This window comes from Micromonospora sp. MP36, assembly GCF_008119785.1.
In the GTDB taxonomy this organism is placed as follows: domain Bacteria; phylum Actinomycetota; class Actinomycetes; order Mycobacteriales; family Micromonosporaceae; genus Micromonospora.
On sequence record NZ_VSFA01000027.1, the window covers coordinates 26324 to 49539 of the forward strand.

At 70.1% G+C, this 23216-nt stretch carries 17 protein-coding genes and 1 tRNA gene; 5 read left to right on the plus strand and 13 right to left on the minus strand.

The features are described from left to right. Window positions 1–96: 96 nt before the first annotated feature. The 3 genes from FXF52_RS19360 to FXF52_RS19370 are packed head-to-tail and all read right to left on the minus strand — an operon-like array spanning window position 97 to window position 2568. Complete coding sequence (locus tag FXF52_RS19360; protein WP_148798621.1) at window positions 97–1026, minus strand: ATP-binding protein; 930 nt, start codon at window positions 1024–1026, stop codon at window positions 97–99. Window positions 1027–1045: 19 nt separating this feature from the next. Next, on the minus strand, window positions 1046–1561 hold the full coding sequence (locus tag FXF52_RS19365) for a hypothetical protein (protein ID WP_148798534.1): 516 nt from the start codon (window positions 1559–1561) through the stop codon (window positions 1046–1048). Continuing rightward, window positions 1561–2568 carry a CBASS oligonucleotide cyclase gene (locus FXF52_RS19370; protein ID WP_222870577.1) on the minus strand — a complete coding sequence of 336 codons (1008 nt, stop codon included), beginning with the start codon at window positions 2566–2568 and terminating at the stop codon, window positions 1561–1563. Before FXF52_RS19370 ends, FXF52_RS19365 begins: the two co-directional genes overlap by 1 nt. Before the next feature lie 118 nt (window positions 2569–2686). Here FXF52_RS19370 and FXF52_RS19375 point away from each other — a divergent pair, with 118 nt between their 5' ends. The 3 genes from FXF52_RS19375 (at window position 2687) to FXF52_RS19385 (ending at window position 5052) form a co-directional block, all read left to right on the plus strand. Continuing rightward, entirely contained in the window at window positions 2687–3535 is an 849-nt protein-coding gene (locus FXF52_RS19375) for a hypothetical protein (RefSeq protein WP_148798536.1), read from the plus strand. Between the two features lie 12 nt (window positions 3536–3547). Continuing rightward, window positions 3548–4135 (plus strand): STAS-like domain-containing protein, encoded by a 588-nt coding sequence (locus tag FXF52_RS19380; protein WP_148798538.1) that lies wholly within the window; start codon window positions 3548–3550, stop codon window positions 4133–4135. 841 nt (window positions 4136–4976) lie between these two features. Continuing rightward, window positions 4977–5052: transfer RNA gene (locus FXF52_RS19385), tRNA-Arg, on the plus strand. Between the two features lie 377 nt (window positions 5053–5429). Here the strand turns inward: FXF52_RS19385 and FXF52_RS19390 are convergent. Then, window positions 5430–6032, minus strand: a complete 603-nt coding sequence (locus FXF52_RS19390; protein WP_148798540.1) for a hypothetical protein — start codon at window positions 6030–6032, stop codon at window positions 5430–5432. 503 nt (window positions 6033–6535) lie between these two features. On the opposite strand from FXF52_RS19390, the gene FXF52_RS19395 reads away from it, so the two are divergent. Continuing rightward, complete coding sequence (locus FXF52_RS19395) at window positions 6536–7390, plus strand: aldo/keto reductase family oxidoreductase (RefSeq protein WP_148798625.1); 855 nt, start codon at window positions 6536–6538, stop codon at window positions 7388–7390. 91 nt (window positions 7391–7481) lie between these two features. Here FXF52_RS19395 and FXF52_RS19400 read toward each other — a convergent pair whose 3' ends face one another. From FXF52_RS19400 to FXF52_RS19440, 9 genes are all read right to left on the minus strand, one after another. Beyond that, window positions 7482–10703 carry a delta-60 repeat domain-containing protein gene (locus FXF52_RS19400; RefSeq protein ID WP_148798542.1) on the minus strand — a complete coding sequence of 1074 codons (3222 nt, stop codon included), beginning with the start codon at window positions 10701–10703 and terminating at the stop codon, window positions 7482–7484. 320 nt (window positions 10704–11023) lie between these two features. Further along, window positions 11024–12136: a magnesium/cobalt transporter CorA gene (gene corA / locus FXF52_RS19405; protein ID WP_148798544.1), complete on the minus strand. Its 1113-nt coding sequence runs from the start codon at window positions 12134–12136 to the stop codon at window positions 11024–11026. Between the two features lie 129 nt (window positions 12137–12265). Beyond that, entirely contained in the window at window positions 12266–12946 is a 681-nt protein-coding gene (locus tag FXF52_RS19410) for a response regulator (RefSeq protein ID WP_148798546.1), read from the minus strand. Then, window positions 12943–15489: a DUF4118 domain-containing protein gene (locus FXF52_RS19415; protein WP_148798548.1), complete on the minus strand. Its 2547-nt coding sequence runs from the start codon at window positions 15487–15489 to the stop codon at window positions 12943–12945. The genes FXF52_RS19410 and FXF52_RS19415 overlap by 4 nt, the downstream gene beginning before the upstream one ends. Window positions 15490–15560: 71 nt before the next feature. Further along, window positions 15561–16442, minus strand: coding sequence for a potassium-transporting ATPase subunit C (locus FXF52_RS19420; protein WP_148798550.1), 882 nt, complete (start codon window positions 16440–16442; stop codon window positions 15561–15563). Continuing rightward, entirely contained in the window at window positions 16442–18649 is a 2208-nt protein-coding gene (kdpB, locus tag FXF52_RS19425) for a potassium-transporting ATPase subunit KdpB (RefSeq protein WP_255472120.1), read from the minus strand. Before kdpB ends, FXF52_RS19420 begins: the two co-directional genes overlap by 1 nt. 20 nt (window positions 18650–18669) lie before the next feature. After that, window positions 18670–20325, minus strand: coding sequence for a potassium-transporting ATPase subunit KdpA (kdpA, locus tag FXF52_RS19430; RefSeq protein WP_148798552.1), 1656 nt, complete (start codon window positions 20323–20325; stop codon window positions 18670–18672). After that, the gene (kdpF, locus tag FXF52_RS19435) at window positions 20325–20414 is read right to left on the minus strand and encodes a K(+)-transporting ATPase subunit F (protein ID WP_148798554.1); all 90 of its coding nucleotides are present in this window, start codon (window positions 20412–20414) and stop codon (window positions 20325–20327) included. Before kdpF ends, kdpA begins: the two co-directional genes overlap by 1 nt. A 333-nt stretch (window positions 20415–20747) precedes the next feature. Next, entirely contained in the window at window positions 20748–21782 is a 1035-nt protein-coding gene (locus tag FXF52_RS19440) for a PHB depolymerase family esterase (protein WP_148798556.1), read from the minus strand. Between the two features lie 260 nt (window positions 21783–22042). On the opposite strand from FXF52_RS19440, the gene FXF52_RS19445 reads away from it, so the two are divergent. Further along, window positions 22043–22798 (plus strand): cyclopropane-fatty-acyl-phospholipid synthase family protein, encoded by a 756-nt coding sequence (locus tag FXF52_RS19445; RefSeq protein WP_222870578.1) that lies wholly within the window; start codon window positions 22043–22045, stop codon window positions 22796–22798. Window positions 22799–23216 lie beyond the last annotated feature (418 nt).

Below are 23216 nucleotides of genomic sequence, written 5' to 3' on the forward strand. Positions count from 1 at the left end.
CGGCAACGCCAGCCCTCTGTGCCGCGTCCAGGGCACCTCGTCCAGCTTGCAGGGGAGGTGCCTGACGTCGCTCACGGATCCTGGCAGCGGATCGGCTCACGGGGTCGCGCCATGCTCCTCGAAGATGGGCGTTGGCTCGATCGCGCGGGCGGTGCGCAGGAGGATCTCGTCAGTCAGCGCGCCGTCGGGGAACGCGTCCATGATCGCCGCCGGAACGAGTCGCTGGGTCAGGTCTGAGTAGGTATAGCCGACGCGCTCACCGTCCGGTCCCGTCAGATCGGCCAGCCGGTCGAGGGTCGACCCCGCAACGTCGATGCCGCGCAGCGCGTGGCGCAACGCGGTGAGGCGCTGCGCCGTGTCCGGGCGGTCGAAGACGAAGGTGGCGGCCGCGCGACGCATGATCGCCGGGTCGAGTGCCCCGAGGCGGTTCGTGCAGAGCACGACCAGCACGGGGACCCGCGCGCCAGCAAGTCCGTCGACGCCGGCGAGGAACGCGTCGACGCCGGCGCGGTCCTCATGGTGCATCTGCTGGTTTGCCCGGGACTGCACGAGGGCGTCGGCTTCGTCGACGACAAGTACCGACACGGCGTTGATCCCGCGGGGCGTCCGGGACTTCGCGCCCTGCAGGTGGAGGTGTTCGAACGCGGCGCCGATGAGCCCGGTCATCTCGCCGACCAGGCCGCTGCCCCGGGTGGCGAGCTTGAGCCGGTACAGGTACACGGGCAGGTCCAGTTCGTCGGCGAGGTCGCATCCGAACGACTCGGCCAGGGCACTCTTGCCGCACCCGACGTCGCCGGCGAACACGAAGAGGGGAGCCCGGTCTGCGAACAGTGTGGTGGCGGCGACCTCGAGGCCGTGGAACTTCTCCGCCCACAGCTGCAAGCGATGCGGGTCGGCGAGCAGCATCGCCTCCTTGCGGAGCCGGTTCTTGACGTCGTCAAGCCCGAGGAGGCGCCGATACCGGTCGGCCCGCACGGGCTCGGGCAGCTCGATGACGGGCTGGAACAGGTCATCCTGCGTGGTCAACATGATCTCCTTGAGGTGCTTACCAGGCCACGTACACGCTGCGGTCGACACCGATACCGTTGCGCGCGTAGCCGTGCCCGGACGTGGACGTTCCGGCGATGGCCGCAGGCTCGTCGGCGTCGCTCCGCTGCACCGGAAGCCCGGCCTTGATCCGCTGCCGCTCGCTGGCCGCGAGCAGCAGGAACTTCGTCGAGTAGTTGAGGAAGCTGTAGAAGGGCATCCCCGCGACGACGACCGAGGACGGGAAGCTGCCGGGGCGGCTGTCCACGAGATGGCCGCCGGTCGTAGCGGTGTATCGCAGCCGCAGGCGCCACGCGTTCGAGTTCAGCTCCTTGAACCCGAAGTCGACGGTGCCGAGGTAGCCGTCCCGTAGCAGCAGCGCCACCTCCTCGACGTAGTCGTCGATACGGTCCAGGGATGGCTTGCCGTACAGGTTCGCCAGCATCCGCAGGTCCGCACCGACCTTCGCGCCGACGTAGCGCGCCTGGGTAATCGTGAGAGAGTCGGAGGCCGACCGGGTCAGCGCGTACGTCATCAGGCCACCCCGAACGACGGGCCGAGCAGGTTGCACCACGCCGCCACGGCGTCGCCCTTGGTCGGCGCGAGCGCGGCCCAATTGATCTCCTCGAACGCGGACTTCGCCACGTCAACGAGCCGGGCCCGGTGGTATTCGGTGTAGCTGCTGACGATGTTGTTGTCGGGGTTGACCGGGTCCCAGACCTGCATGGCGTCATTGCTGGGCCCGATCGCGGAGCGGTCGTAGAAGTCAGTGAAGATGATCGGCGAGCGCAGCTCGGTGTTCACGATGTAGCCCAGCACCTGCTCGAACGCCCGCGGGTAGTCATTTACCGCCAGCGGCGCGCCAAGCCAGCCGTGGTCCCACAGGTGCGCGACGATCAGCTCGATCAGGAAGCTCTTGCACCGCAGCTGCTCGTCGTTGCGCTTCGCCTCGCGGATGAACGCCTTGAGCAGGCGGATGAGTTCGAGGTACTCGGCACCGGCCGTCTGGCGCCGCGAGCGGATGAACTGCAGGTGCTGCGTGACCGAGGTGAGCACCCGCGTGCCGTCGCGAGTGACGAGGTAGCCCTTGTCGTCGGCGTCGCCCACGTACAACACAGGGACAACGTCGATCTTCAGCTTCGTGCCGTGCATGGTGATGCCGACCGCGTGGTCTGAGACTTGGAAGTCCTCAGCGACCTTGGTCCTGCCGTAGACCTCCTTGCAGCGCTCCAGCAGCCAGTTCAGCAAGTCCGCCTCGTTGACGTCCAAGCCGCCGACCTGGCCGGCCCGGACATACGCCGCGACGTCGGCGTCCGAGCCCTCGCCGCGCCGCCGCCGGATCGCCGTGTGCTTCGCGGTGCTGCCCGACCCACGCAGCTTCACTAGGTCGTAATCGGGGTGCGCGGCGATGTGCGCCTCCAGCCGCTCGCGCAGGTACCTCACCTGCTCGCGTCGCTTGGCGGCCTCGGCACTCGGAACGTTGACGGCGCTGTTGGCATGGCGGGCCAGCGCCTCGTGGTCCACATATGGGACGTGCGGCATGTCGAACTCCTGCAAGGAACCGTGTCTTCGGTTTCACTGTATCCCATGAAACTGGTCTGGCTCGTGCGCCCCCGGCGCGTGACGTGACGTCATCGAACTGGCCTGCCAAGGTGAACGGATGCGGATCGAGTTCGTCGGCCGGCGGCCGCTCCTGCGCCGTGGCACCCCTGTCCACCGAACCGAGGACCCCGGGCACCTGGTGCTCGACATGCGGCAGCTTACGTTCGCCAGCCCGCTCGAACTGGCGGCTGTTGCCGCTCTCGCACAGACCTTTGAGTCGCTCGACGTCCCCACGACACTGCACATGCCGGGTGAAAGCGATATCTCGTCTTATTTGGCGCGGATGGATCTTCGAGCTGCCCTTCCGCCCGGGAGTCGGGTCGTCGGTTCGGCACCGGAGCATCGGCGCCTGGATCGCTCCGACAAGCTGGTGGAGGTGATGCGGGTGTCGGCGGAGACCGAGGACGAACTCATGGACCGCATCGGACGCGTCGCGCTCGCACAGCTCGATCCCGCCTTCGGCCGTCGCGCCGTGCAGAGCATCGGCGAACTGGTCGACAATGCCGTCAGCCACGGCGCGAGCCCCATCGGCGCGTTCGCCGCCGCGCAGACATACACCGGCAGAACCTCGAAGCGCCGGGGCCTGGAGTTCGCGATCTGCGATACCGGCATCGGCATCCTGAAGCACCTGCGAAAGAACCCCGCGTACCGTGGCCTACGAGACGACAAGGGCGCTCTCGCCCACGCCTTGCAGCCGGGCGTGACCGGCACGAGCGACAAGCGGGGCAACGGGCTCGCCGACTTATTCAACGTCACCGACAACGCCGGATACTCGATCCTCGTGCTGCGCAGCGGAACAGGGCTTGCCAGCGTGGCAGCCCGCCGCGATGATCGACGCCGCGACTATGCGGCTACGGCGGACGAGATCACAGGAACATGGGCGTGGCTCAGGGTGCGCGACCCCTGACCCTATGTTTCAATGGTTTCACTGAAACTGGAGATAACGATGGATTCCGCTGCTCTTGACTTCCCAGTACGCCGGTTCGGCGCCTTCCTGGCGACCAGAAGCAAGGCACGGCAGGCGCGCGAGGATCTCGCAGGAGCAATCCAGGCGGCGATCGCAGGCTCCGTCGTGACCATCGACTTCGACGGGGTCGAGGCGATGACGATCAGCTTCGCTGACGAATTCCTCGGCAAGTTCTACACCGCACTTGGGGCCGGCGACCTGACAACAGCGGGCGTGCGGCTCGCCGGGCTGAACGAAGAGACTCGGGAGGCAGTTGCCATCTGCCTCGAGCGCCGGGACCTCGTCGCGCTGGCCCTCGAAGGCAACGTACCAACACTCGTTGGTCGTACCGAGCCGCTCCTCGAGACCTTTGAGGCTGTGTTGCAACTGCACGAATTTCGAGCCGCAGACCTGGCGGCGCAGCTCTCGATCACGGCTCAGAACGCGAACAACCGACTAAAACGCCTCGTCGACGCTGCGGCGCTGAAACGGCGTCAAGCGGCGGTCTCGAACCGCGGTGGCAAGGAGTTCGTCTACACGCTTGTTGCTTACACAAACTGAGCGTCGGCCTTTGTGCCGCACCCTGCCTGTGTCTCATAGCGAACAGACGCAACCATGCGAACGACCCGCTGGGGTAGGTCACCGGGCTGAGCGCAGCCAAAGCCCAGGCGGCGAAAGGTGGAGACATTGCGCGTCCCGGCAAGGCTATGCCGTGTGCGGTCGCTGCAGTGGCGCGATAGCGTCCGACAGTTGTAGCGGTCACCGCGCTGGCCGGCCCTGGCACTGGAGTGGGCGACGATCCGTGGCTGATCGGTGGCTGCTCGGACGTCGGGGACTGACGCGGACGTGCCGGGGCTCGCTCGGATTCTGGGGCCACGTCTGGCGGCAAGAGGCAATCGACAAGAGCCGGTAAAGAGCCTGGACCTGCTGATACCTATGGAGACCCACACGGATCATGCGGGACTGGGGCGCCGGCTGGCTCGCTGGATCGGCGTCCATAGACAAGCATCGGTCTACGATCAGATGCTTCGAGTAGCGAGTGGCTAGGCAGCCATGGCGACCGTGGTTGAAGCGACCGAGACGCTTTTACCTGGTTGGCAGCGTCGTTGAGGATTGCGTCCAGGGGGCCTGGACTCTCGCGCTTCCCGCTACGCCACGCTCGGCGACCCGGCTGTTGCTGATCTTCGATGATGTGTGGGATGTGTGCTCTCCAGCAGGTGCCAACCCGGGTCAACCAGTATCATCAACCGCCAACCCGGGCCACGGGTTCCGGTCGTCGACGTGATCCGTGTGGTCGACGTGTGGTCATCGCCCCGCCCGTGCGGGCCGATCAACCCAGGTCAACGCAGGCCGCTCCCTGCCATCCCGGATCAACGCGCAGGTCGCTAGACTGAGCCCTCGCGCCCTCGTAGCTCAGGGGATAGAGCAACGGTTTCCTAAACCGTGTGTCGCAGGTTCGAATCCTGCCGGGGGCACCAGGTCATCGCCTTGATCAACGATCACTGGTCTGCCTTCCGGGGCTTCCGTGCCCGCTGCGTGCCCGATCGCCTCGCCAGCTTCGCCCGGCTCGCGTCCAAATGGTTGTAGGGAAACGTGGGCCGGCTATCCGACGTACCAGTCGAACAGCTCCCGCCCGGGCGGTGTCGCCATGACAAGCAGCATCACACGCTGGCGGCGCTGGGCAGTCCCCGCTGGGCCAATTCCACAACCTCATCCCGATGGCGGCGGCGACCCATCGCCGACCTGCTCAGCGGCGTGACCCGCGTCGCCGGTCACTACTCGTCAAGACCGCGCAACTGGGCGGTCCCAGGGCTGTGAGACGGGGTGAGGAGTCGCGGCGGGATCGTTCGCGGGTTTATGAGATTGCACTCGGGCCGGTCGTGCCCGTCACCCGCCACCCGGTACCAGGTCTGTTCTGCACCACGTAGGTCAGCCAGGTGGCGCCGAGGCAGGCGACAAAGCCGGTGATCGGGACCTGCACCTTCTGATCGTCGCCGTTCACCGTGCCCAGCGTGATCAAGATGCCGCCGTCCTTGACTTGTGGGCAGCCGTCCCTCGTCTCGATCACTGCCTCCCCGTCGTCGATGAAAGTCACATTTGCTACCGCCGCCAGAGAGGCCGTTACCTGCTGCTGGGTGTTCCGCGCAATTGGAGTGCCCCGCTCATGCTTCCCGAGAGGATCTCCTGCGTCCGGATGGGCCTGATCGAGCACGTAGACCGTCTTGAGGGTCCGCGCAGGGAAAGAGTTCTCCGCAGGCGTGCCGAGATACCTGCGTAACACCTCTACGTAGACCTCGGCCTCCTTAACGCCGGCCGGCCAGTCTCCAACCGGCGCTACGCTGACCGGCAAGCTGGTGACCGGCGAACCGGCGGAAGTGTTGCGGGCGCAGCCCGCAGCGCTGCCCGCAATACCGGTGAGCATTCCGGCGACAACCACGACGACAAACTTACGACGCATCTAGCGCCCTCCCGACCGTCACACCGTCGGCTCTATGACGGGGATCGTCACGTTGCGGTTCCCGCTATGCCGCCAACCGCACTGACCTTTCGCGCTGCCGTGACGGGCAGCGGTCCGCGTCCAGTCCGCGAGAGGCCCACGGACGGTGGGGAGCGATGAGAGATGTTGGACCTTTCCGCTGCTAGACGACCATGGTGCCCAGGTCGGCGGGACGGGCAGTTTTGATCTCATAATGCCTCGGTCGCCGTGCCCGCTGCGTGCCCGTTGGGATGGGCGAAGGCGGTCAACGGCGGTCAACTCCTGGACGTGACAGCCAGCGTGGCGGCGCAGGTCAAGCCAGCTCACTGCCGAGCAGCTTCCGCCGCGTCCACAGCTCTGTTACGCGCGGGCGTGGCGGGGTGGTGTAGTCAGGACGTGCTGACGCCGCCGCGGTTTCGTGGCCGCGTCGGCGGGGATGCCCGCGGGATTCGCGACAACGGAGAGGACTTTTCGTGACACCGACCATGCCTTCCGGCGGAACGTTCCGGATGGGGGATCTCACCGTCAGCCGGATGGGGTACGGGGCGATGCAGTTGGCCGGCCCGCACGTCTTCGGCCCACCGGCCGACCGCGACGCTGCCGTGGCCGTGCTGCGCGAGGCCGTCGAGCTGGGGATCAACCACATCGACACCGCCGACTTCTACGGCCCGTACGTCACCAATCAGATCATCAGGGAGGCTCTGCACCCATATCCGGATGGTCTGCACATCGTGACGAAGGTCGGGGCGTTGCGCGACGCCGAGGGGAACTGGCCGCAGGCGCTGGCTCCCGAGCAGTTGCGCCAGGCCGTGCACGACAACCTGGATCACCTCGGACTCGACGTGCTCGATGTCGTCAACCTGCGCGTCGGCGGGTTCGACCGGCCCACTCCCGGGTCGATCGCCGAGCCGTTCACGGTGCTCGCGCAGTTGCAGCAGGAGGGGTTGATCAAGCACCTGGGTCTCAGCACCGTCAACGCCGACCAGGTTGCCGAGGCGCAGTCCATCGCGCCGATCGTGTGCGTGCAGAACTTCTACAACATCGCGAACCGGGACGACGACGATCTGATCGACTCGCTCGCCGCGCAGGGCATCGCCTACGTGCCCTACTTCCCGCTCGGTGGCTTCTCCCCACTCCAGTCGGAGGAGCTGACCGCGGTCGCCGCACGTCTCGACGCCACGCCGATGGCCGTCGCGCTGGCGTGGCTGCTGCAGCGCTCCCCGAACATCCTGCTCATTCCCGGTACCTCATCCGTCGCGCACCTGCGCGAGAACGTTGCCGCCGCCGCGCTGACCCTTCCGCGGGACGAGCTGGTCGAGCTGGACGCCATCGGTTCATGAGCACGACCGATATGGGCCCGCAGCCCCGGCGGCCGCAGACCGATCCGTCGCGGGGCCTGGACCCCGACGGATCGGTCTGCGGCCGATCGGCCTACTTGACGGTCACGGCGACGGTCTTCGGCGGCTGTTGCAGCTGGCCGTAGTTGTCGACCGCCCTGATCGACACGGTGTAGGCGCCGGCCGGGATCACCGGCGACGTGTACGCGAAGTTCGACCCCGGCGAACCCGGGCTGGTGAGGAAAGCGGAGATCCAGGGGAGACCGCCGAACCCACCGGCGGCGTTCATGCCCTGGCCCGCGCTGTTGACGATCTGGATCTCCACCCGGAGCATCCCGACGTCGTCCACAGCCCGTCCGCTGACCACGATCCGCTGGCCGGTGTAGGCCGCCCCGTCCTGCGGGGTGAGGCTCGGCTCCAGCCGCGGGTCGAGGTCGCCCGGATACACGAGGTACTTGGCGGTGGCACCGGCGGTCGAGCCGTCCTGCTGGCCCGCCGTGTCGACCGCCCACGCCTCGACGCTGTACTCGCCCTTGGTCGGCAGGTCGATCGACAGGGTGAACGTGGTGCTCGTCGCGCCGGGCGAGGCGAGCTTGGCGTTCACCGTGGCGAAGCTCGCCGCCATGGTGCCGTTCGGCTGCACGTACCGGCCGGTGTCCAGGTCGCGCAACGCCACCCGTACGCCCTGCACGCCCTTGTCGTCGGTCGCCGTGCCGGCCAGGTCGAGGTGCAACTGCTCGACGTTCTGGTCGACGCCGGTGAAGTTCAGCAGACCGTTGGGGAACGCGTCACCGGGCACCTGGGCGGTGACGGTGAGCCGGCCCAGGTTGGTGCTCGTCGTGGTCAGGCCCAGGTTGTCGGTGGCCCGTACCCGGAAGTCGTACACGCCGGGCGTGAGCGGCTTGGTGGTGTAGGACCAGTTGTACGAGGTGGCGTTGAGGTTCGTCGGTGAGATCCGGTAGTAGGCGGCGATCGAGTCGGCGCCCCACGTGCCGTCGGCGGCCAGCGCCTCCCGGGTGGCGGTGTTGCGCAGGTAGATCTCGACCGACTTCAGGCTGTCGTCGTCCCTGGCCGTACCGGAGAAGGTGATCGCGGCGCCGGGCGCGACGGTGACCGGCGCGGCCGCTGTGGGCGGGGTCATCGCCGCCGGGCTGCTGATGGTCACGGTCGGCGGGACGCCGGTTGCCGAGATGGTCCAGTCCTGGGTGTCGCCGCGCAGGTCACTCTGACCGGCGGTGTCGACGGCCGTGGCGGTCATCTTCCACTGGCCCTCGATGGGCAGGGTCACCTCGAACTGCCAGGTGGTCGACAGCGCGCCGATGACGTCCGGCTCGCCGCGGAACGTGTTGTAGACCGGGGCGACGGTCCCGTCGTCCTGGAGGTACTGGTTGTTCGGGGTGCGGAACGAGTAGATCAGCGAGCTGATGCCCTTGTCGTCGGTGGCGGTGCCGGTGGCGATGAAGCTCTTCGTGGCGAGCAGGCCACCGATCGGCGAGTCGATCCTCGTCGCCGGGGGCAGGTCGTCGAACCGGAAGGTTTCGATCTTCTTGATGGCCTTGGTGGCGTCGCTCGCGCCGCCGTTGGCGAACGTCTTCGCCTGGATCTGGTACGCGCCGGGGGGCAGCGACACCGACAGCGACCACTTGGTGGAGGTGGCGTTCGGCGTGGCGATCGTGGCGTTGATGCTGTTCGAGGCGCCCCAGGTGACCAGGTCGTCCTGCAGGTACTGCTTCTTCGCATTCAGGATCTCGACCTGGACCCGGGTGACGCCGGTCGGCGCGACCGCTTGGCCGTCGATCACGAAGGGGCTGTTGGCGGTCTTCACCGCGCCCTCGACGGGCGTGACGATCGTCGTGTCGACCGGCGCGGGCGCCGGGGCCTTGGCGATGTCGAAGAATCCGACCCGCCCGACCGTCTTGCCGCCCTTGATGTTGCCGTCGCCACCGACGAAGAGACCGCGCGCGGTGGCCAGGAGATACTTCTCCCCCTCGTACGAGTTGGAGCCGGGGTTCCACTCCAGCGCCGTGCCGGTCTTCGGGTCGAGCGCGCCGAGGTGGTCCCGGCGGACCACCTGGTCGCCGAGGCCGTAACCGCTCAGGCCCTGGCCCGTGCCGTACCCGACGTTGTCGAGCCCCGGCCAGGGGACGTTGGCGGTCGGCGATTCCTGCCAGCTGAAGTGGCCGCCCACGTACACGGCCGTGGCGGTGATGGCGACCGAGTAGACGCTGTCGAAGTGCCGGGACACCCAGAGCGGCTCTACGTTGTCGTTGCCGGTCAGCGCGAACGCCATGGCGGTGTCGTTGATCGGTGGGCGGTCGCCGCCCGAGCCGCTGGTGACGACGAAGTACGAGTCGTCCGGCGCGATGTCACCGGCGAAGACCCGCTGGATGCCGCCGACGAAGGAGAGGTTGTCCTCCCACAGCCGGGTGCGCCACGGCAGGAGGGCCTTGGTGGCGGTGTTGACGAGGGCGACACCGTAGCGGTCCTGACCGGCGATCTGGCGACCGGTGTGGACGACGAGTAGCTTGCTGCCGTCACGGGTCAGCTTGAGCTGCTGCACGGTGAGCATGCCGCCGACGCCGATGCCGCCCGAGAGGGGCAGGTTGAATCCGGTGTCCACCGCGCCGGTGGTCGGGTTGAGCGCTACCAGGCCGCTGCGGCTCACGCCGTTCACCGTCGTGAACTGGCCACCCACGTACACCGCGGTCCTGCTCACGGCCAGCGCGGTCGCCCGGGCGTTCGCGGTTGCGGTGAACGCCGCGATGGGAGCACCGGTGGTCGGGTTGAGCCGGACGATCTTCCGCTTCGCGACCCCACCGACCGTGTTGAACGATCCCGCGACGTAGAGCGACGATCCGTCGGGCGAGGCCTCGACGGCCTCGACGGATCCGTCGAACGTCGGCCGGAAGCCCATGTCGATCTTGCCGGTGTCGATGTTGTACGAGGCCAGCGAGCGCTGGGCGACCGCGGTCCCGCCGACGTTGGCGATCGAGGTGAAGGTGCCGGCGATGAAGACCCGGTTGCCGATCAGGGCGATGTCCGTGATCTCGCCATTGGTGATCCGTGGCACGTCGGTGCGCGGCGTGCTCGGCACCAGCCGGGTGTCCCCCGGCACCGGTTGGGCCGCGAGGGCGACCGTACGGGCGGCAGCGGTTGCGGCATCACCGCCGGCTGCTTCCGCGGCGGTGCGAGCGGTGGTGCTCGCGACACCGGTGGCGCGCATACCCGCCACCGTTCCCGCAGCAGCCGCCGGCAGGCCGAGCAGCACCACAGCCCCGGCAACCAGACCCGCGACGGCGCGGCTCCGAACGTGCATCGAGAACCCCCTGTAGGCGCCGGAATCGCGCCACCGGGTCGACTCCCGGCAACGTCCACCCGCCGGCGTGCCGGACGTCACGGTAGGAGGAAGCGGTCTTCGGCGGTATCGAGGGCCGCCGAAATCCACCGCTCGACATCAATTCCGGCCCCACCGGCGGGCCCCACCACCGTCGGAGCCACGCCCGCTCCACCGATCGGATCACGGCTCGGCCGTCCCGGGGCGGTCGCCTGACTGATCGACCAGTCCGACTGGCGGCAAGCCGACCGAACGCGTGGAACCGGCTCCCTATCGTCCGAAGTGGATGATCTCTGCCCGCCTCACAGCCAGCCGCGACGCTTGAAGACCAGGTACAGGGTCAGACAGACCAGGGCCATCAGGGCGAGGGCGAACAGATAGCCGTAGCGCCAGGTGAGCTCGGGCATGTGCGTGAAGTTCATGCCGTAGACGGTGCCGATCAGCGTGGGCGCGAACAGGATCGCCGCCCAAGAGGACACCTTCTTGATCTCCTCGTTCTGGGCGTAGCTGGCGGCGGTGAGGCTGCGCATCTCCTCGTTCTGCGCCTGGCTGACGAGCGTGGTGTTCACCGCGAGGACGTTCTGCAGCAGGTGCCGGAACCCGTCGACCCGTTCCACGACCTGGGTGAGATGGTCGGAGACGTCGCGCAGCCGACGGCGTAGCTCCTCGTCCGTGCCGTAGGCGTCGAACCCGGCGGTGAGGGCGTCGAGCACCTTGGCCAGCGGGCGGGCGGCTCGCTGGAACTGGATGACCTCGCGGCTGAGTTCGTAGATGCGGCGGCTGGCGTTGGGGTCGCCGCCGAACACCTGGGTCTCGATCTCGTCGATGTCGTTCTCCAGTCCGGCGACCACCGGCGCGTAGCCGTCGACGACCTGGTCGAGAACCGCGTACAGGACGGCCTCGGGTCCGAGCGCCAGGACCGGTGGGTCGGCTTCCAGCCGGCGGCGCACCGCGGCCAGATCGGGTGCCTCGCCGTGGCGCACCGTGATGACGAAGCCCGGCCCGATGAACAGGTGCAGTTCGCTGAACTCGACCTCCTCGCGCTCGTCGATGTAGCGCGCGGCCCGGAGCACCACGAACAGGGTGTGGTCGTAGCGTTCCAGCTTGGGGCGCTGGTGGGCGTTGATGGCGTCCTCGACCGCCAGGTCGTGCAGCTCGAACTCCCGGGCCAGCGATCGGATCTGCGCGGTGCTCGGCCGGTAGAGCCCGATCCAGGCCATCGCCCCGTCGAGTTCCTGCAGGCATCGATAGGTGTCGGCGAGGGTGGCCGGGGAGGCATGGCGCCGGCCGTCGGCGTAGACGGCGCTGTCCACCATCCGGCCCTCGGTCGGCTCCGGCGGCATGCCGCCCGGCTCATGCTCGTCCAGCCGGCGCCCGAAACCTCCCGAATCGGCGGACCACCCGTTGTCGCCCATCGTCCTCCCGAAGGTCGTCCGCCGGCCGCCGCCCCGCCGGCCTGGTCCCGCCACCGATTCCCCCGCCCGGGTGGGTGAAACCCGGAGCGCGAGCGGCATCCGACCCGAGTTGACTCGCGGCAGACACGGTCAGGGGCGGTAGCGGTAGCCCATGCCCGGCTCGGTGATCAGATGCCGGGGCCGGGCCGGGTCGTCCTCCAGCTTGCGGCGCAGCTGTGCCATGAACTGCCGCAGGTAGTTGGTCTCGTGGTGGTACTCCGGACCCCAGACGTCGTGCAGCAGCTGCCGCTGGCTGATCAGCTTGCCCGGGTTGCGGAGCAGTTGCTCCAGCATGGCCCACTGGGTCGGGGTGAGCTTGACCTCGGCGCCGTCGTCCCGGGTGACCGTCCGGTCGGCCAGATCGACGGTGTGCCGGCCGATCCGGAACACGGGGGTGGCCGGCGTGGTGCCGCCGAGCCGGCGGGTCACGGCGCGGATGCGGGCGAGCAGCTCGTCCACCCCGAACGGCTTGGTGACGTAGTCGTCGGCGCCGGCGTCCAGGGCGGAGACCTTGTCCTCGCTGCCGGCCCGGCCGGAGAGCACGATGATCGGCACCGTGGTCCAACCGCGCAGGCCGCGGATCACCTCGACGCCGTCCAGGTCGGGCAGGCCGAGGTCGAGCACCACCAGGTCCGGCGGGTGGCCGGCGGCGGCCTTGAGGGCGGTGGCCCCGTCCTCGGCGACCTGGACGTCGTAGCCGCGGGCTCGCAGGTTGATCCGCAGGGCACGCAGGATCTGCGGTTCGTCGTCGACGACCAGGATCCGGGTCATGGGCGCGCCCCTTCGGAAGCCTCGGCGGCGGGCAGCCGCAGCACCATGGTCAGCCCTCCGCCCGGGGTGGTCTCGGGGGTGATGCTGCCACCCATCGCCTCGGCCAGTCCGCGGGACAGCGCGAGCCCGAGCCCCACCCCGGTCTGGTTGTCCCGGTCGCCGAGGCGCTGGAACGGCAGGAAGACGTGCTCCCACTGATCCTCGGGGATGCCCGGGCCGGTGTCGATGACCCGCAGCTCGACCTGGCCGGCATGGGCGCTGGCGGTGATGGTCGGCGGCTGCCCGGGCGGGCTGTGCCGCAGGGCGTTGGCCACGACGTTGACCAGCACCCGTTCCAGCAGGCCCGGGTCGGCGGTGACCGCCGGCAGGTCGGCGGGTATGTCGGTGGCGACGTCGGCGGCCGCCGGCCCGAGCTCGTCCAGGGACCGGGGTACGACGTCCTCCAGCCCGACCGCGGTGGCGGTCACGCCGAGCACGCCGGCCTGGAGCCGGCTCATGTCGAGCAGGTTCGCCACCAGCCGGCCGAGCCGGTCCAGGGACTCGTCGGCGGTGGCCAGCAGCTCCTCGCGGTCCTCCGCGCCGAACTCCACGTCGTGGCTGCGCAGGCTGCTCACCGCCGCCTTCGCCGAGGCCAGCGGCGTACGCAGGTCGTGGCTGACCGCGGCGAGCAGCGCCGTGCGCATCCGGTCGGCCTCGGCGAGCGGCCGGGCGGCGGCGGCCTCCTCGGCGAGGCGTTCCTGGCGGAGCGCGACGGCGGCCTGGGCGGCGAACGCCTCGACCACCCGCCGGTCGGCGGCCTCCAGCCGCCGGCCGGCGAGCACCACGGTGAGCCGCTCGTCCACCGGCACGGCGGTCTCCCCGGCGCCGGGGCTGCCCGGCGGCGCGTCGCCGACGGCGGCCACGACCCGCCAGGCCGCCTCCTCCCGGGCCCGGCCGGGGCGTCCCTCGGCCTCGGCGACCAGCTCCAGCACGCTCACCGCGCGCAGCGCGAAGGTCTCCCGCAGCCGGTCCAGGAGGGCCCGCAGCGGCCGCTCGCCGCGCAGCACCCCGCCGGCGACGGTGGCCAGGGTCTGCGCGTCGGCGGAGGCCCGCGCCGCCTCCCGGGTACGCCGGGCGGCCACGTCGACCACCCAGCTCACCGCGACCGCGACGCCGACGAAGACGCCGAGCGCGAGCAGGTTGTCCGCCTCGGCGATGGTGAGCGTGAAGAAGGGTGGGGTGAAGAACCAGTTGAGCAGCAGGGAACCGCCCAGGGCGGCGACCAGCGCCGGCCACCGGCCGCCCACCAGCGCGACGCCGACCACGCCGGCGAGGAAGAGCAGGATGTCGTTGGTCAGCATGAGGTCGGGCAGCACCCACAGCAGCCCGGTCAGGGCGGGCATGCCGAGCACGGCGAGCGCGAACCCGAGCAGCCGGCGCCGGCGGGACAGCGCGGCGGGCACCGCCGCGCCGCGCCGACCCCGCCCGGCCTCGGCGTGCGTGACCAGGTGTACGTCGATCGGGCCGGACAGCGCGGTGGTGGTGACGCCGACGCCCCGGGACAGCACCTGGGCGAACCGTCCCCGCCGGCTCGCGCCGAGCACGAGCTGGGTGGCGTTGACGCCGCGGGCGAAGTCCAGCAACGCCGCCGGGATGTCGGTGCCGAGCACCTGGTGGTAGGTGCCGCCCAGGCTCTCCACCAGCACCCGCTGCCGGGCCAGCTGGGCCGGGTCGGCCCCGGCCAGGCCGTCGCTGCGGGCCACGTGCACGGCGAGCAGGTCCGCCCCCTTGCTGCGGGCCGCGATCCGGGCCGCCCGCCGGATCAGGGTCTCCCCCTCCGGCCCCCCGGTGAGCGCCACCACCACCCGCTCCCGAGCCTCCCAGGTGGCCGAGATGCCCTGCTGGGCGCGGTACGCGTCGAGCTGCTCGTCGACCTTGTCGGCGAGCCAGAGCAGGGCCAGTTCCCGCAGGGCGGTCAGGTTGCCGACCCGGAAGTAGTTGCCCAGGGCCGCGTCGATCTTGTCGGGGCGGTAGATGTTGCCGTGGGCCATCCGCCGGCGCAACGCCTCCGGGGTCATGTCGACCAGCTCGACCTGCTCCGCGGCCCGGACCACCTGGTCCGGCACCGTCTCCTGCTGGGTGATGCCGGTGATCTGCGCGACCACGTCGTTGAGCGACTCGAGGTGCTGGATGTTGACGGTGGTCAGCACGCTGATCCCGGCGTCGAGCAGCTCCTGGACGTCCTGCCAGCGCTTCTCGTGGCGGGAGCCGGGCACGTTGGTGTGCGCCAGCTCGTCGACCACGGCGACCTCCGGCCGGCGGGCCAGCACCGCGGCGAGGTCCATCTCGGTGAACTCGACGCCCCGGTAGCCGACGGTGCGCCGGGGCACCACCTCGAGATCGCCGATCATCGCCGCGGTGTGCGGCCGGCCGTGGGTCTCGACCAGGCCGATCACCACGTCGGTGCCCCGGTCGGCCCGCCGCTGGGCCTCCTCCAGCATCGCGTACGTCTTGCCGACGCCGGGGGCGGCCCCGAGGTGGATGCGGAGCTCTCCCCTTGGCACGGGAACAATCCTCCCTGATTGCTGAAAGGAGGGGCCCTTCTCAGCGCCTGGCGAGCCCCTTCTCAATCGTGTCAGCGGGCGGGGAACTCCCGGTCGAGCGCGAGGTTGAGCTCGAGCACGTTGACCGCGGGCTCCCCCATGAAGCCGAGCGCCCGGCCGCTGATGTGTTCCCGCACCAGGCGGCGGACCGCCGCCGGGTCCGCACCCCGCTCGCGCGCCACCCGGGCCACCTGGATCTCCGCGTACGCCGGGCTGATGTGCGGGTCGAGGCCGCTGCCGCCGGCGGTGACCGCGTCGGCCGGCACCGCCGGCTCGGCGGGCGCGTCACCCCGGATGGGGGTGATCACGCCGCCCTCGGCGACGTAGTCGTGGCCGGGCTGGGCCAGTTCCACCGGTAGCCCCTGATAGCTGGCGACGAACGGGGTGGCCGGAGCGACCTGGTTGACGCTCACCACCCGGGTGACCGGGCCGGTCAGCCCGTCGGCGCGGAACACGGCCAGGACCGCGCCCACCCCGTCCGGGGTGCAGTACGGGCGCCGCCCGTCGACCCCGTCGAGGTCGCCGATCGCCTTGCTGCGGGAGCAGACCTGGGTGAGCAGGCTCTGCCTGGCGTCGTCAGGGTTGGTGGCGATGGTGTCGACCACGCTCTCCGGGCCCAGGTTGCTGGCCGCGGTGGCGGTGGGGTCGTAGCCGTCGCCGGCCGCGGACGGCCGGGACTGGAAGTAGCGCGGGACGGGGTTGCCGTCCGCGTCGGTGAAGGACTGCCCGATGAGCGAGCTGCCCACGGTCTTGCCGTTGACGCTCACCAGCGAGCCGTCGGCCCTGCCGGCGAGGCCGGGGATCCGGCCGACGGCGACCAGCGCCAACGGGTACGCGAGGCCGAGCAGGACGGTGAACACAAGCAGCGCGCGCAGCGCGGCCAGATGCTGGGCGAGCCAGCTAGGGAGGCGCATCACGAGATCCCCGGAACGAACTGGATGAGCAGGTCGATGAGCTTGATGCCGAGGAACGGCACGATGATGCCGCCCAGGCCGTAGCGCAACAGGTTGCGGCTGAGCAGCTGCGACGCGCTCGCCGGCCGGTAGCGCACGCCGCGCAGGGCCAGCGGGATCAGCGCGACGATGACGATCGCGTTGAAGATGACCGCCGACAGGATCGCCGACTCCGGGCTGGCCAGGCGCATGATGTTCAGCGCGTCCAGGCTCGGGTAGATGCCGGCGAACATCGCCGGGATGATCGCGAAGTACTTCGCGACGTCGTTCGCGATGCTGAACGTGGTCAGCGCGCCCCGGGTGATCAGCAACTGCTTGCCAATCTCCACGATCTCGATCAGCTTGGTCGGGTCGGAGTCGAGGTCGACCATGTTGCCGGCTTCCTTGGCGGCCGACGTGCCGGTGTTCATCGCCACGCCGACGTCCGCCTGGGCGAGGGCGGGTGCGTCGTTGGTGCCGTCCCCCGTCATGGCGACCAGCCGGCCGCCCTCCTGCTCCTTCTTGATCAGGGCCAGCTTGTCCTCCGGAGTGGCCTCCGCGAGGAAGTCGTCCACCCCGGCCTCCTCCGCGATCGCCCTGGCGGTACGCGGGTTGTCGCCGGTGATCATGACGGTCCGGATGCCCATCCGGCGCATCTCGTCGAACCGCTCCCGCATCCCCGTCTTGACGATGTCCTTCAGGTGGACGATGCCGAGCGCCCGGGCCGGTTCGCCCGCGACGTGCTCGGCGACGACGAGCGGGGTGCCACCGATGCCGCTGATCTCGTCGACGAGTTGCCCCACCTGCTCGGTGGGATGGCCGCCGTTCTCCCGGACCCACTTCATCACGGCGGCGGCGGCGCCCTTGCGGATCCGCCGGGTCGGCCCGGTGGCACCGCCGGCGGCGGTGCCGTCCGGGGCGAGGTCGACGCCGCTCATTCGGGTCTGGGCGGTGAACGGCACGAACGTGGCGTGCGGGATCAGACCCGACTCCCGCTCGCGCAGCCCGAACTCGTTCTTCGCGAGCACCACGATCGAGCGGCCCTCGGGCGTCTCGTCGGCGAGGCTGGACAGCTGCGCCGCGTCGGCGACCTCGCCCGCGGTCACGCCGGTCACCGGGAGGAACTCGTCCGCCTGCCGGTTGCCCAGGGTGATGGTGCCGGTCTTGTCCAGCAGCAGGGTGTTCACGTCGCCGGCCGCCTCGACCGCCCGGCCGCTCACGGCCAACACGTTGCGCTGCACCAGCCGGTCCATGCCGGCGATGCCGATCGCCGACAGCAACGCCCCGATGGTGGTCGGGATCAGGCAGACCAGCAGGGAGACCAGGACCACGCCGGTGACGCCGGCATCGGTGATCGCGCCGGTGTCGGGGGCGGCCGCCTGGTAGCCCTTGGCGAAGATCGCCAGCGGCTGGAGGGTGACGACGGCCAGCAGGAAGATGATCGTGAGCGCGGCGAGCAGGATGTTCAGCGCGATCTCGTTCGGGGTCTTCTGCCGGTTGGCGCCCTCGACCAGGGCGATCATCCGGTCGACGAAGCTCTCGCCCGGCTTCTGGGTGATCTTGACGATGATCCGGTCGGAGAGCACCCTGGTGCCGGCGGTGACCGCGCTGCGGTCACCGCCGGACTCCCGGATCACCGGCGCGGACTCGCCGGTGATGGCGGACTCGTCGACGCTGGCGATGCCCTCGACCACGTCGCCGTCGCCCGGGATGATCTGCCCGGCCTCCACCAGGACGATGTCGCCCTGCCTCAGCTCCGGCCCCGGCACCGCCTCGTCCCGGTAGCGGTTGGCCGGCGCGCCCGGGGTCCAGCCGATCAGCCGGGTGGCGATGGTGTCCTTCTTCGCCTGCCGCAGCGTCGCGGCCTGCGCCTTGCCCCGCCCCTCGGCGACCGCCTCGGCGAGGTTCGCGAAGATCACGGTGAGCCACAGCCAGACCGTGATGGCCCAGGCGAACACCGACGGGTCGGCCACGGCCAGGACGGTGGTGAAGACCGCGCCGATCTCGACGATCAGCATCACCGGGTTGCGCCACAGGGTGCGCGGGTCCAGCTTGCGCAGCGCGTCCGGCAGGGACCGGATCAGCTGCTTCGGGTCGAGCAGGCCCCCGCCCACCCGGTCGCCCTGGGTGGCCGGGGTACCGGCGACCGGTTCCTCGCCGGTGCCGGATGTCACGGGCGTGACGGACATGTCCTTGTTCCTCATGGTGGTCACAGCCCCTCCGCGAGGGGGCCGAGCGCGAGCGCGGGCAGGAAGGTCAGCGCCACAAGGATCACGGTGACGCCGACGACCATCCCGACGAAGAGCGGTCGGTGGGTCGGCAGGGTGCCCTCGGAGGCGGGGGTGGGTTTCTGGCGGGCCAGCGAGCCGGCCAGCGCGAGCACGAAGATGATCGGCAGGAACCGGCCGAGCAGCATGCACAGCCCGAGCGCGGTGTTCCACCACGGCGTGTTCACCGTGATGCCGGCGAACGCGGAGCCGTTGTTGTTGCTCGCCGAGGTGAACGCGTAGAGCACCTCGGACAGGCCGTGCGGGCCGACGTTCGACGCGGTCGAGCTGTTGCCGGTGGCGAAGGCGGCCGCCGTACCGGCCAGCACCAGGACGGGCGTGATCAGGAAGTACAGCGAGGCGAGCTTGATCTCGCGGGAGCCGATCTTCTTGCCCAGGTATTCCGGGGTGCGACCCACCATCAGGCCGGCCACGAACACGGTGACCACCGCGAGGATCAACAGGCCGTAGAGGCCGGCACCGACGCCACCCGGAGCCACCTCACCGAGCATCATGTTGCCCAGGGTCATCATCCCGCCGAGCGCGCTGTACGAGTCGTGGAAGGAGTTCACCGCGCCGGTCGAGGTGAGCGTGGTGGCGGCGGCGAAGGTCGCCGAGTTCGAGACGCCGAACCGGACGTCCTTGCCCTCCATCGCGGCGGCGACCGCCTGCGGGACGGTGCCGTGCCCGGCCAACTCGAAGACGTTGGTCAGGGTGACGCTGGCCAGCGCCAGGATGGCCATGACCGCCGCGATCGCGTAGCCCTGCCGGCTCTGGCCGACCATCCGCCCGAAGACGCGGGGCAGGCTGAACGGGATCACCAGGATCAGGAAGATCTCCAGCCAGTTCGTCCAGGTCGTCGGGTTCTCGAACGGGTGGGCGCTGTTGGTGTTGTAGAAGCCACCGCCGTTGGTGCCCAGCTCCTTGATCACTTCCTGGCTGGCCACCGGCCCGCCGGTGATCGTCTGGGTGCCGCCGGTCAGCGTGGTGACGTCGGTGCCGCCGGAGAGGTTCTGCACCGCCCCGCCGAACATCAGGGCGAGCGCGCCGAGCACCGCGATCGGCAGCAAGATCCGCAGCGTGATCCGGGTCAGGTCGACCCAGAAGTTGCCGAGTTCGCCGGTCCGGCTGCGGGCGAACCCGCGGACCAGGGCGACCGCCACGGCGATGCCGACCGCGGCGGAGACGAAGTTCTGCACCGCCAGCCCGGCCATCTGCACCAGGTGGCCCATGGTCGACTCACCCGAGTACCACTGCCAGTTCGTGTTGGTCACGAACGAGACCGCGGTGTTCCAGGCGCCGTGGGTCATCACCGGCGGGAAACCCAGCGACAGCCACAGGTGGTTCTGCAGCCGCAGGAACGCGTACAGGAACAGGATCGACACCGCGGAGAAGGCCAGCAGGCTGCGGGCGTACACGGCCCAGGTCTGCTCGGCGGCCGGGTTCACCCCGACCAGGCGGTAGATCCCCCGCTCGACGCGGGACTGCCGGGCGCCGGAGACCACCCGGAACATGTAGTCGCCGAACGGCTTGTGGACCGCGACGAGCGCCGCCGCCAGGGACAGCAGGAAGACAACACCGGCTGTTGTCGTGGTCATCAGAAGCGCTCCGGGAACAGCAGGGCGACGACCAGGAACACGCCGAGGCCGATCGCCAGCACCAGACCGACCGCGTTCACCACGCTCACAGCTTCTCCACCCCGCGTACGACGAGGGCGAGCGCTGCGAACAGCCCCACCGTGATCAGCACGAACACCAGGTCAGACACGGCTGACTCCCCTTGCGGACGTCCCCGCGACCGCCTCCCGGTCGCGCCGGGCAATCACAACGCCACACCGGCCGGACGGACAGGGGTCATAACGGAACCGTGACGGCGGCACCCGATTTCTTGACGCGCTCTTCACGCAGGCCCGGTCCGCCTCGGTTGGCCGCACTTTCGCCGAAAGAGTGGCCATGGCACGTGCCATGGCCACTCTTTCCGCGAATCCGGGCGGTCCGGCCCGAGCGCGCCGGGGACGGGGTCAGCCGTCCAGGCGGCGGACCATGTTCATGATCGTCTCGACCTGGTAGCCGCCCTTGATCGGGTAGTTGGTGGCGCCGAGGTAGCCCCACCAGTCCCAGCAGCCGTTCGGGTTCACCCCGGTCGCGATGGCCTGCGGGTAGAGCACGATCAGCCGGTTGGTGTCGGCGTACTGGTTGAGGTTCGCCCGGTCGACGAACGCGGTGCCGACCTTCGCGTACCCCTGGGCGCAGCCGTGCAGGGCGACCAGCAGCCGGCAGGTCTGGCCGGCGGCGCAGGCGCTCGGCACGTACGCAAAGCCGTTGGCGTCCATGCTCAGCCCGTTGGCCCAGCCGTTGGTGGCGAAGGTGTCTTGGCTGAACCGGATGAGCGTGCCGCCGAGCGGCCCGGTGTTCGGGGCGGAGACCGAGCCGAGCAGTTTGCCGAGGAAGCTGCCCTCCGGGTCGGTGCCGCAGTCGTTGAGGAACGGCGAGGCGGTCGCCGTGCAGCCGACGGTGCCGTACGGGGTGACCCAGGCGTGGCCCGCGGCGCTGCCGCTGTCGTAGCGGACGCTGGCGCCGAAGTCCTGGTAGTAGCGGACCAGGTCGTCGGTGACGGACTTCTTCACGGTGTTGTCGTTGCCGCCGTGGTAGACGTAGACCGGCTGGCCGGAGAGGTTGCCGGTCCCGTCGATCCAGCCGTACGACGCCCAGGTGCGGGTGTAGCTCTCCAGGGTGGAGACGTACGTCGGGTAGATGTTGTCGCCGCAGCCGTAGAGCGCCTGGGCGACGTTGTTCTGGGCGCAGTAGTACGGGCCGGCGGCGAAGACGGCCGCGCCCCGGATCCGCGCCGAGTACGCGACCTGCAACTGGGTGGCCAGGTATCCGCCGGAGGAGACCCCGGCGACGTACACGGCGGAGACCGGATAGCTGCGGAGCGAGCCGGCGACCGGGGTCTTGGTGTACGGCGTGCCCGCCGCCCGGGCGGCGGTGCCACCGGGCAGGACCAGGAGGAGGGCCGCGGCGAGGGTGGCGGCGGCTTTCCATGGTGTCTTCATGGCGTTCTCCCGTCGGAGCGCCGGCGCGGTTGCCGACGTGCGGAGACGCTAACGTGACATTGACCACAGCAGATATCCGTACGGCCGACACCTCGGGGCCGGCGCCGGTGTGGGCGGCCCACCGGGTATTTCGGTTGGTGCTCCGCCGGATGACGGCTAACGTCGCCGCGACGTCACTCCGAGATGCGAAGAGGGTGTTTTGGTGCCCGTGCCGAGCGCGATCAAGCGAATCGACCTGCCCCACCAGACCACCTTCAGGAGTGACCGCATTGGATCTGCCACGTAGCTTCGTCATCCGCGAGGGCGACCTCCGGATCCTCAATCCGTTCGACGCCGGCAAGTTGGCCACCCTGGGTCGGGCGATCAAGCTCGCGCCCGGCACGTCGATCCTCGACCTGTGCAGCGGCAAGGGCGAGCTGCTCTGCACCTGGGCCCGGGACCACGGGGTGACCGGCACCGGCGTGGACATCAGCACCGCCTTCACCGCCGCGGCCCGGGAGCGCGCCGTCGAGCTGGGCGTCGCCGACCGGGTCCGGTTCGTGCACGGCGACGCCGCGACCTTCGTACCCGAGGAGCCCGTCGACCTGGCCGCCTGTGTCGGCGCCACCTGGATCGGCGGGGGTGTCCCCGGCACCCTGGAGATCCTCCGGCGCAGCCTGCGCCCCGGCGGGATGGCGCTGGTCGGGGAGCCCTACTGGCGGCTCGACCCGCCCGACGAGGAGACGGTGGCCGGGTGCCACGCCCGGTCCCGGGACGAGTTTCGGGACCTCCCCGGGCTGGTCGGCCTCTTCGGGGAGTACGGCTGGGACCTGGTGGAGATGGTCCTCGCCGACCAGGACAGCTGGGACCGGTACGCGGCGGCGCACTGGCTCAACCTGCGCCGCTGGCTGGACGCCCACCCCGACGACGAACTGGCCGGGGAGCTGCGCCGGGAACTGACCGAGGACCCGCTCCGGCACGTCCGCCACCAGCGGGAGTACCTGGGCTGGGGAGTCTTCGCCCTGCTCCGGCGGTGACCGTCGCCGGGCCGGTTCCCCTCACCGGGGGGACCGGCCCGGCCGTCCCTTCCGCCCCGGTCGGTCCGACTCGCGCGGCTCAGCGTGGTGGTCCGGATCGCCACCGAACTGGCGCGCTTCGAGGTCGGCGGACTCGATCGAGGTGCAGTGGCAACGCGCTGCGGGCCTCGTTGCCCCGCTGACCGGCTGGTCAGGCCCGGGCTTCGGCCGCCCGGCCGGAGCTTCACCAGCAGCTCGATCGCACGCCCGGGTGAGCGCGCTCACGAGCGGCGGCAGCCGGACCGCCGGTACCGTCCCTCCTCGGGGCGCGACCCGCCCGCGCCGACCGGATGCGGCATCTCGCGCTGTCCGGGTACCGGCGAGGGCCCGGACGCCCGGGCCGCCTCGGGGACGGACCGGGCGGCGCAAAGTGCCGCGC

Excerpts from the sequence above, each read along its gene's own strand:
- FXF52_RS19365 (WP_148798534.1), bottom strand. The coding sequence starts at position 1,561 with ATGACGTACGCGCTGACCCGGTCGGCCTCCGACTCTCTCACGATTACC.
- FXF52_RS19370 (WP_222870577.1), bottom strand. The coding sequence starts at position 2,568 with ATGCCGCACGTCCCATATGTGGACCACGAGGCGCTGGCCCGCCATGCC.
- FXF52_RS19375 (WP_148798536.1), top strand. The coding sequence starts at position 2,687 with ATGCGGATCGAGTTCGTCGGCCGGCGGCCGCTCCTGCGCCGTGGCACC.
- FXF52_RS19380 (WP_148798538.1), top strand. The coding sequence starts at position 3,548 with ATGGTTTCACTGAAACTGGAGATAACGATGGATTCCGCTGCTCTTGAC.
- FXF52_RS19390 (WP_148798540.1), bottom strand. The coding sequence starts at position 6,032 with ATGCGTCGTAAGTTTGTCGTCGTGGTTGTCGCCGGAATGCTCACCGGT.
- FXF52_RS19395 (WP_148798625.1), top strand. The coding sequence starts at position 6,536 with ATGCCTTCCGGCGGAACGTTCCGGATGGGGGATCTCACCGTCAGCCGG.
- FXF52_RS19400 (WP_148798542.1), bottom strand. The coding sequence starts at position 10,703 with ATGCACGTTCGGAGCCGCGCCGTCGCGGGTCTGGTTGCCGGGGCTGTG.
- corA (WP_148798544.1), bottom strand. The coding sequence starts at position 12,136 with ATGGGCGACAACGGGTGGTCCGCCGATTCGGGAGGTTTCGGGCGCCGG.
- FXF52_RS19410 (WP_148798546.1), bottom strand. The coding sequence starts at position 12,946 with ATGACCCGGATCCTGGTCGTCGACGACGAACCGCAGATCCTGCGTGCC.
- FXF52_RS19420 (WP_148798550.1), bottom strand. The coding sequence starts at position 16,442 with ATGCGCCTCCCTAGCTGGCTCGCCCAGCATCTGGCCGCGCTGCGCGCG.
- kdpB (WP_255472120.1), bottom strand. The coding sequence starts at position 18,649 with ATGTCCGTCACGCCCGTGACATCCGGCACCGGCGAGGAACCGGTCGCC.
- kdpA (WP_148798552.1), bottom strand. The coding sequence starts at position 20,325 with ATGACCACGACAACAGCCGGTGTTGTCTTCCTGCTGTCCCTGGCGGCG.
- FXF52_RS19440 (WP_148798556.1), bottom strand. The coding sequence starts at position 21,782 with ATGAAGACACCATGGAAAGCCGCCGCCACCCTCGCCGCGGCCCTCCTC.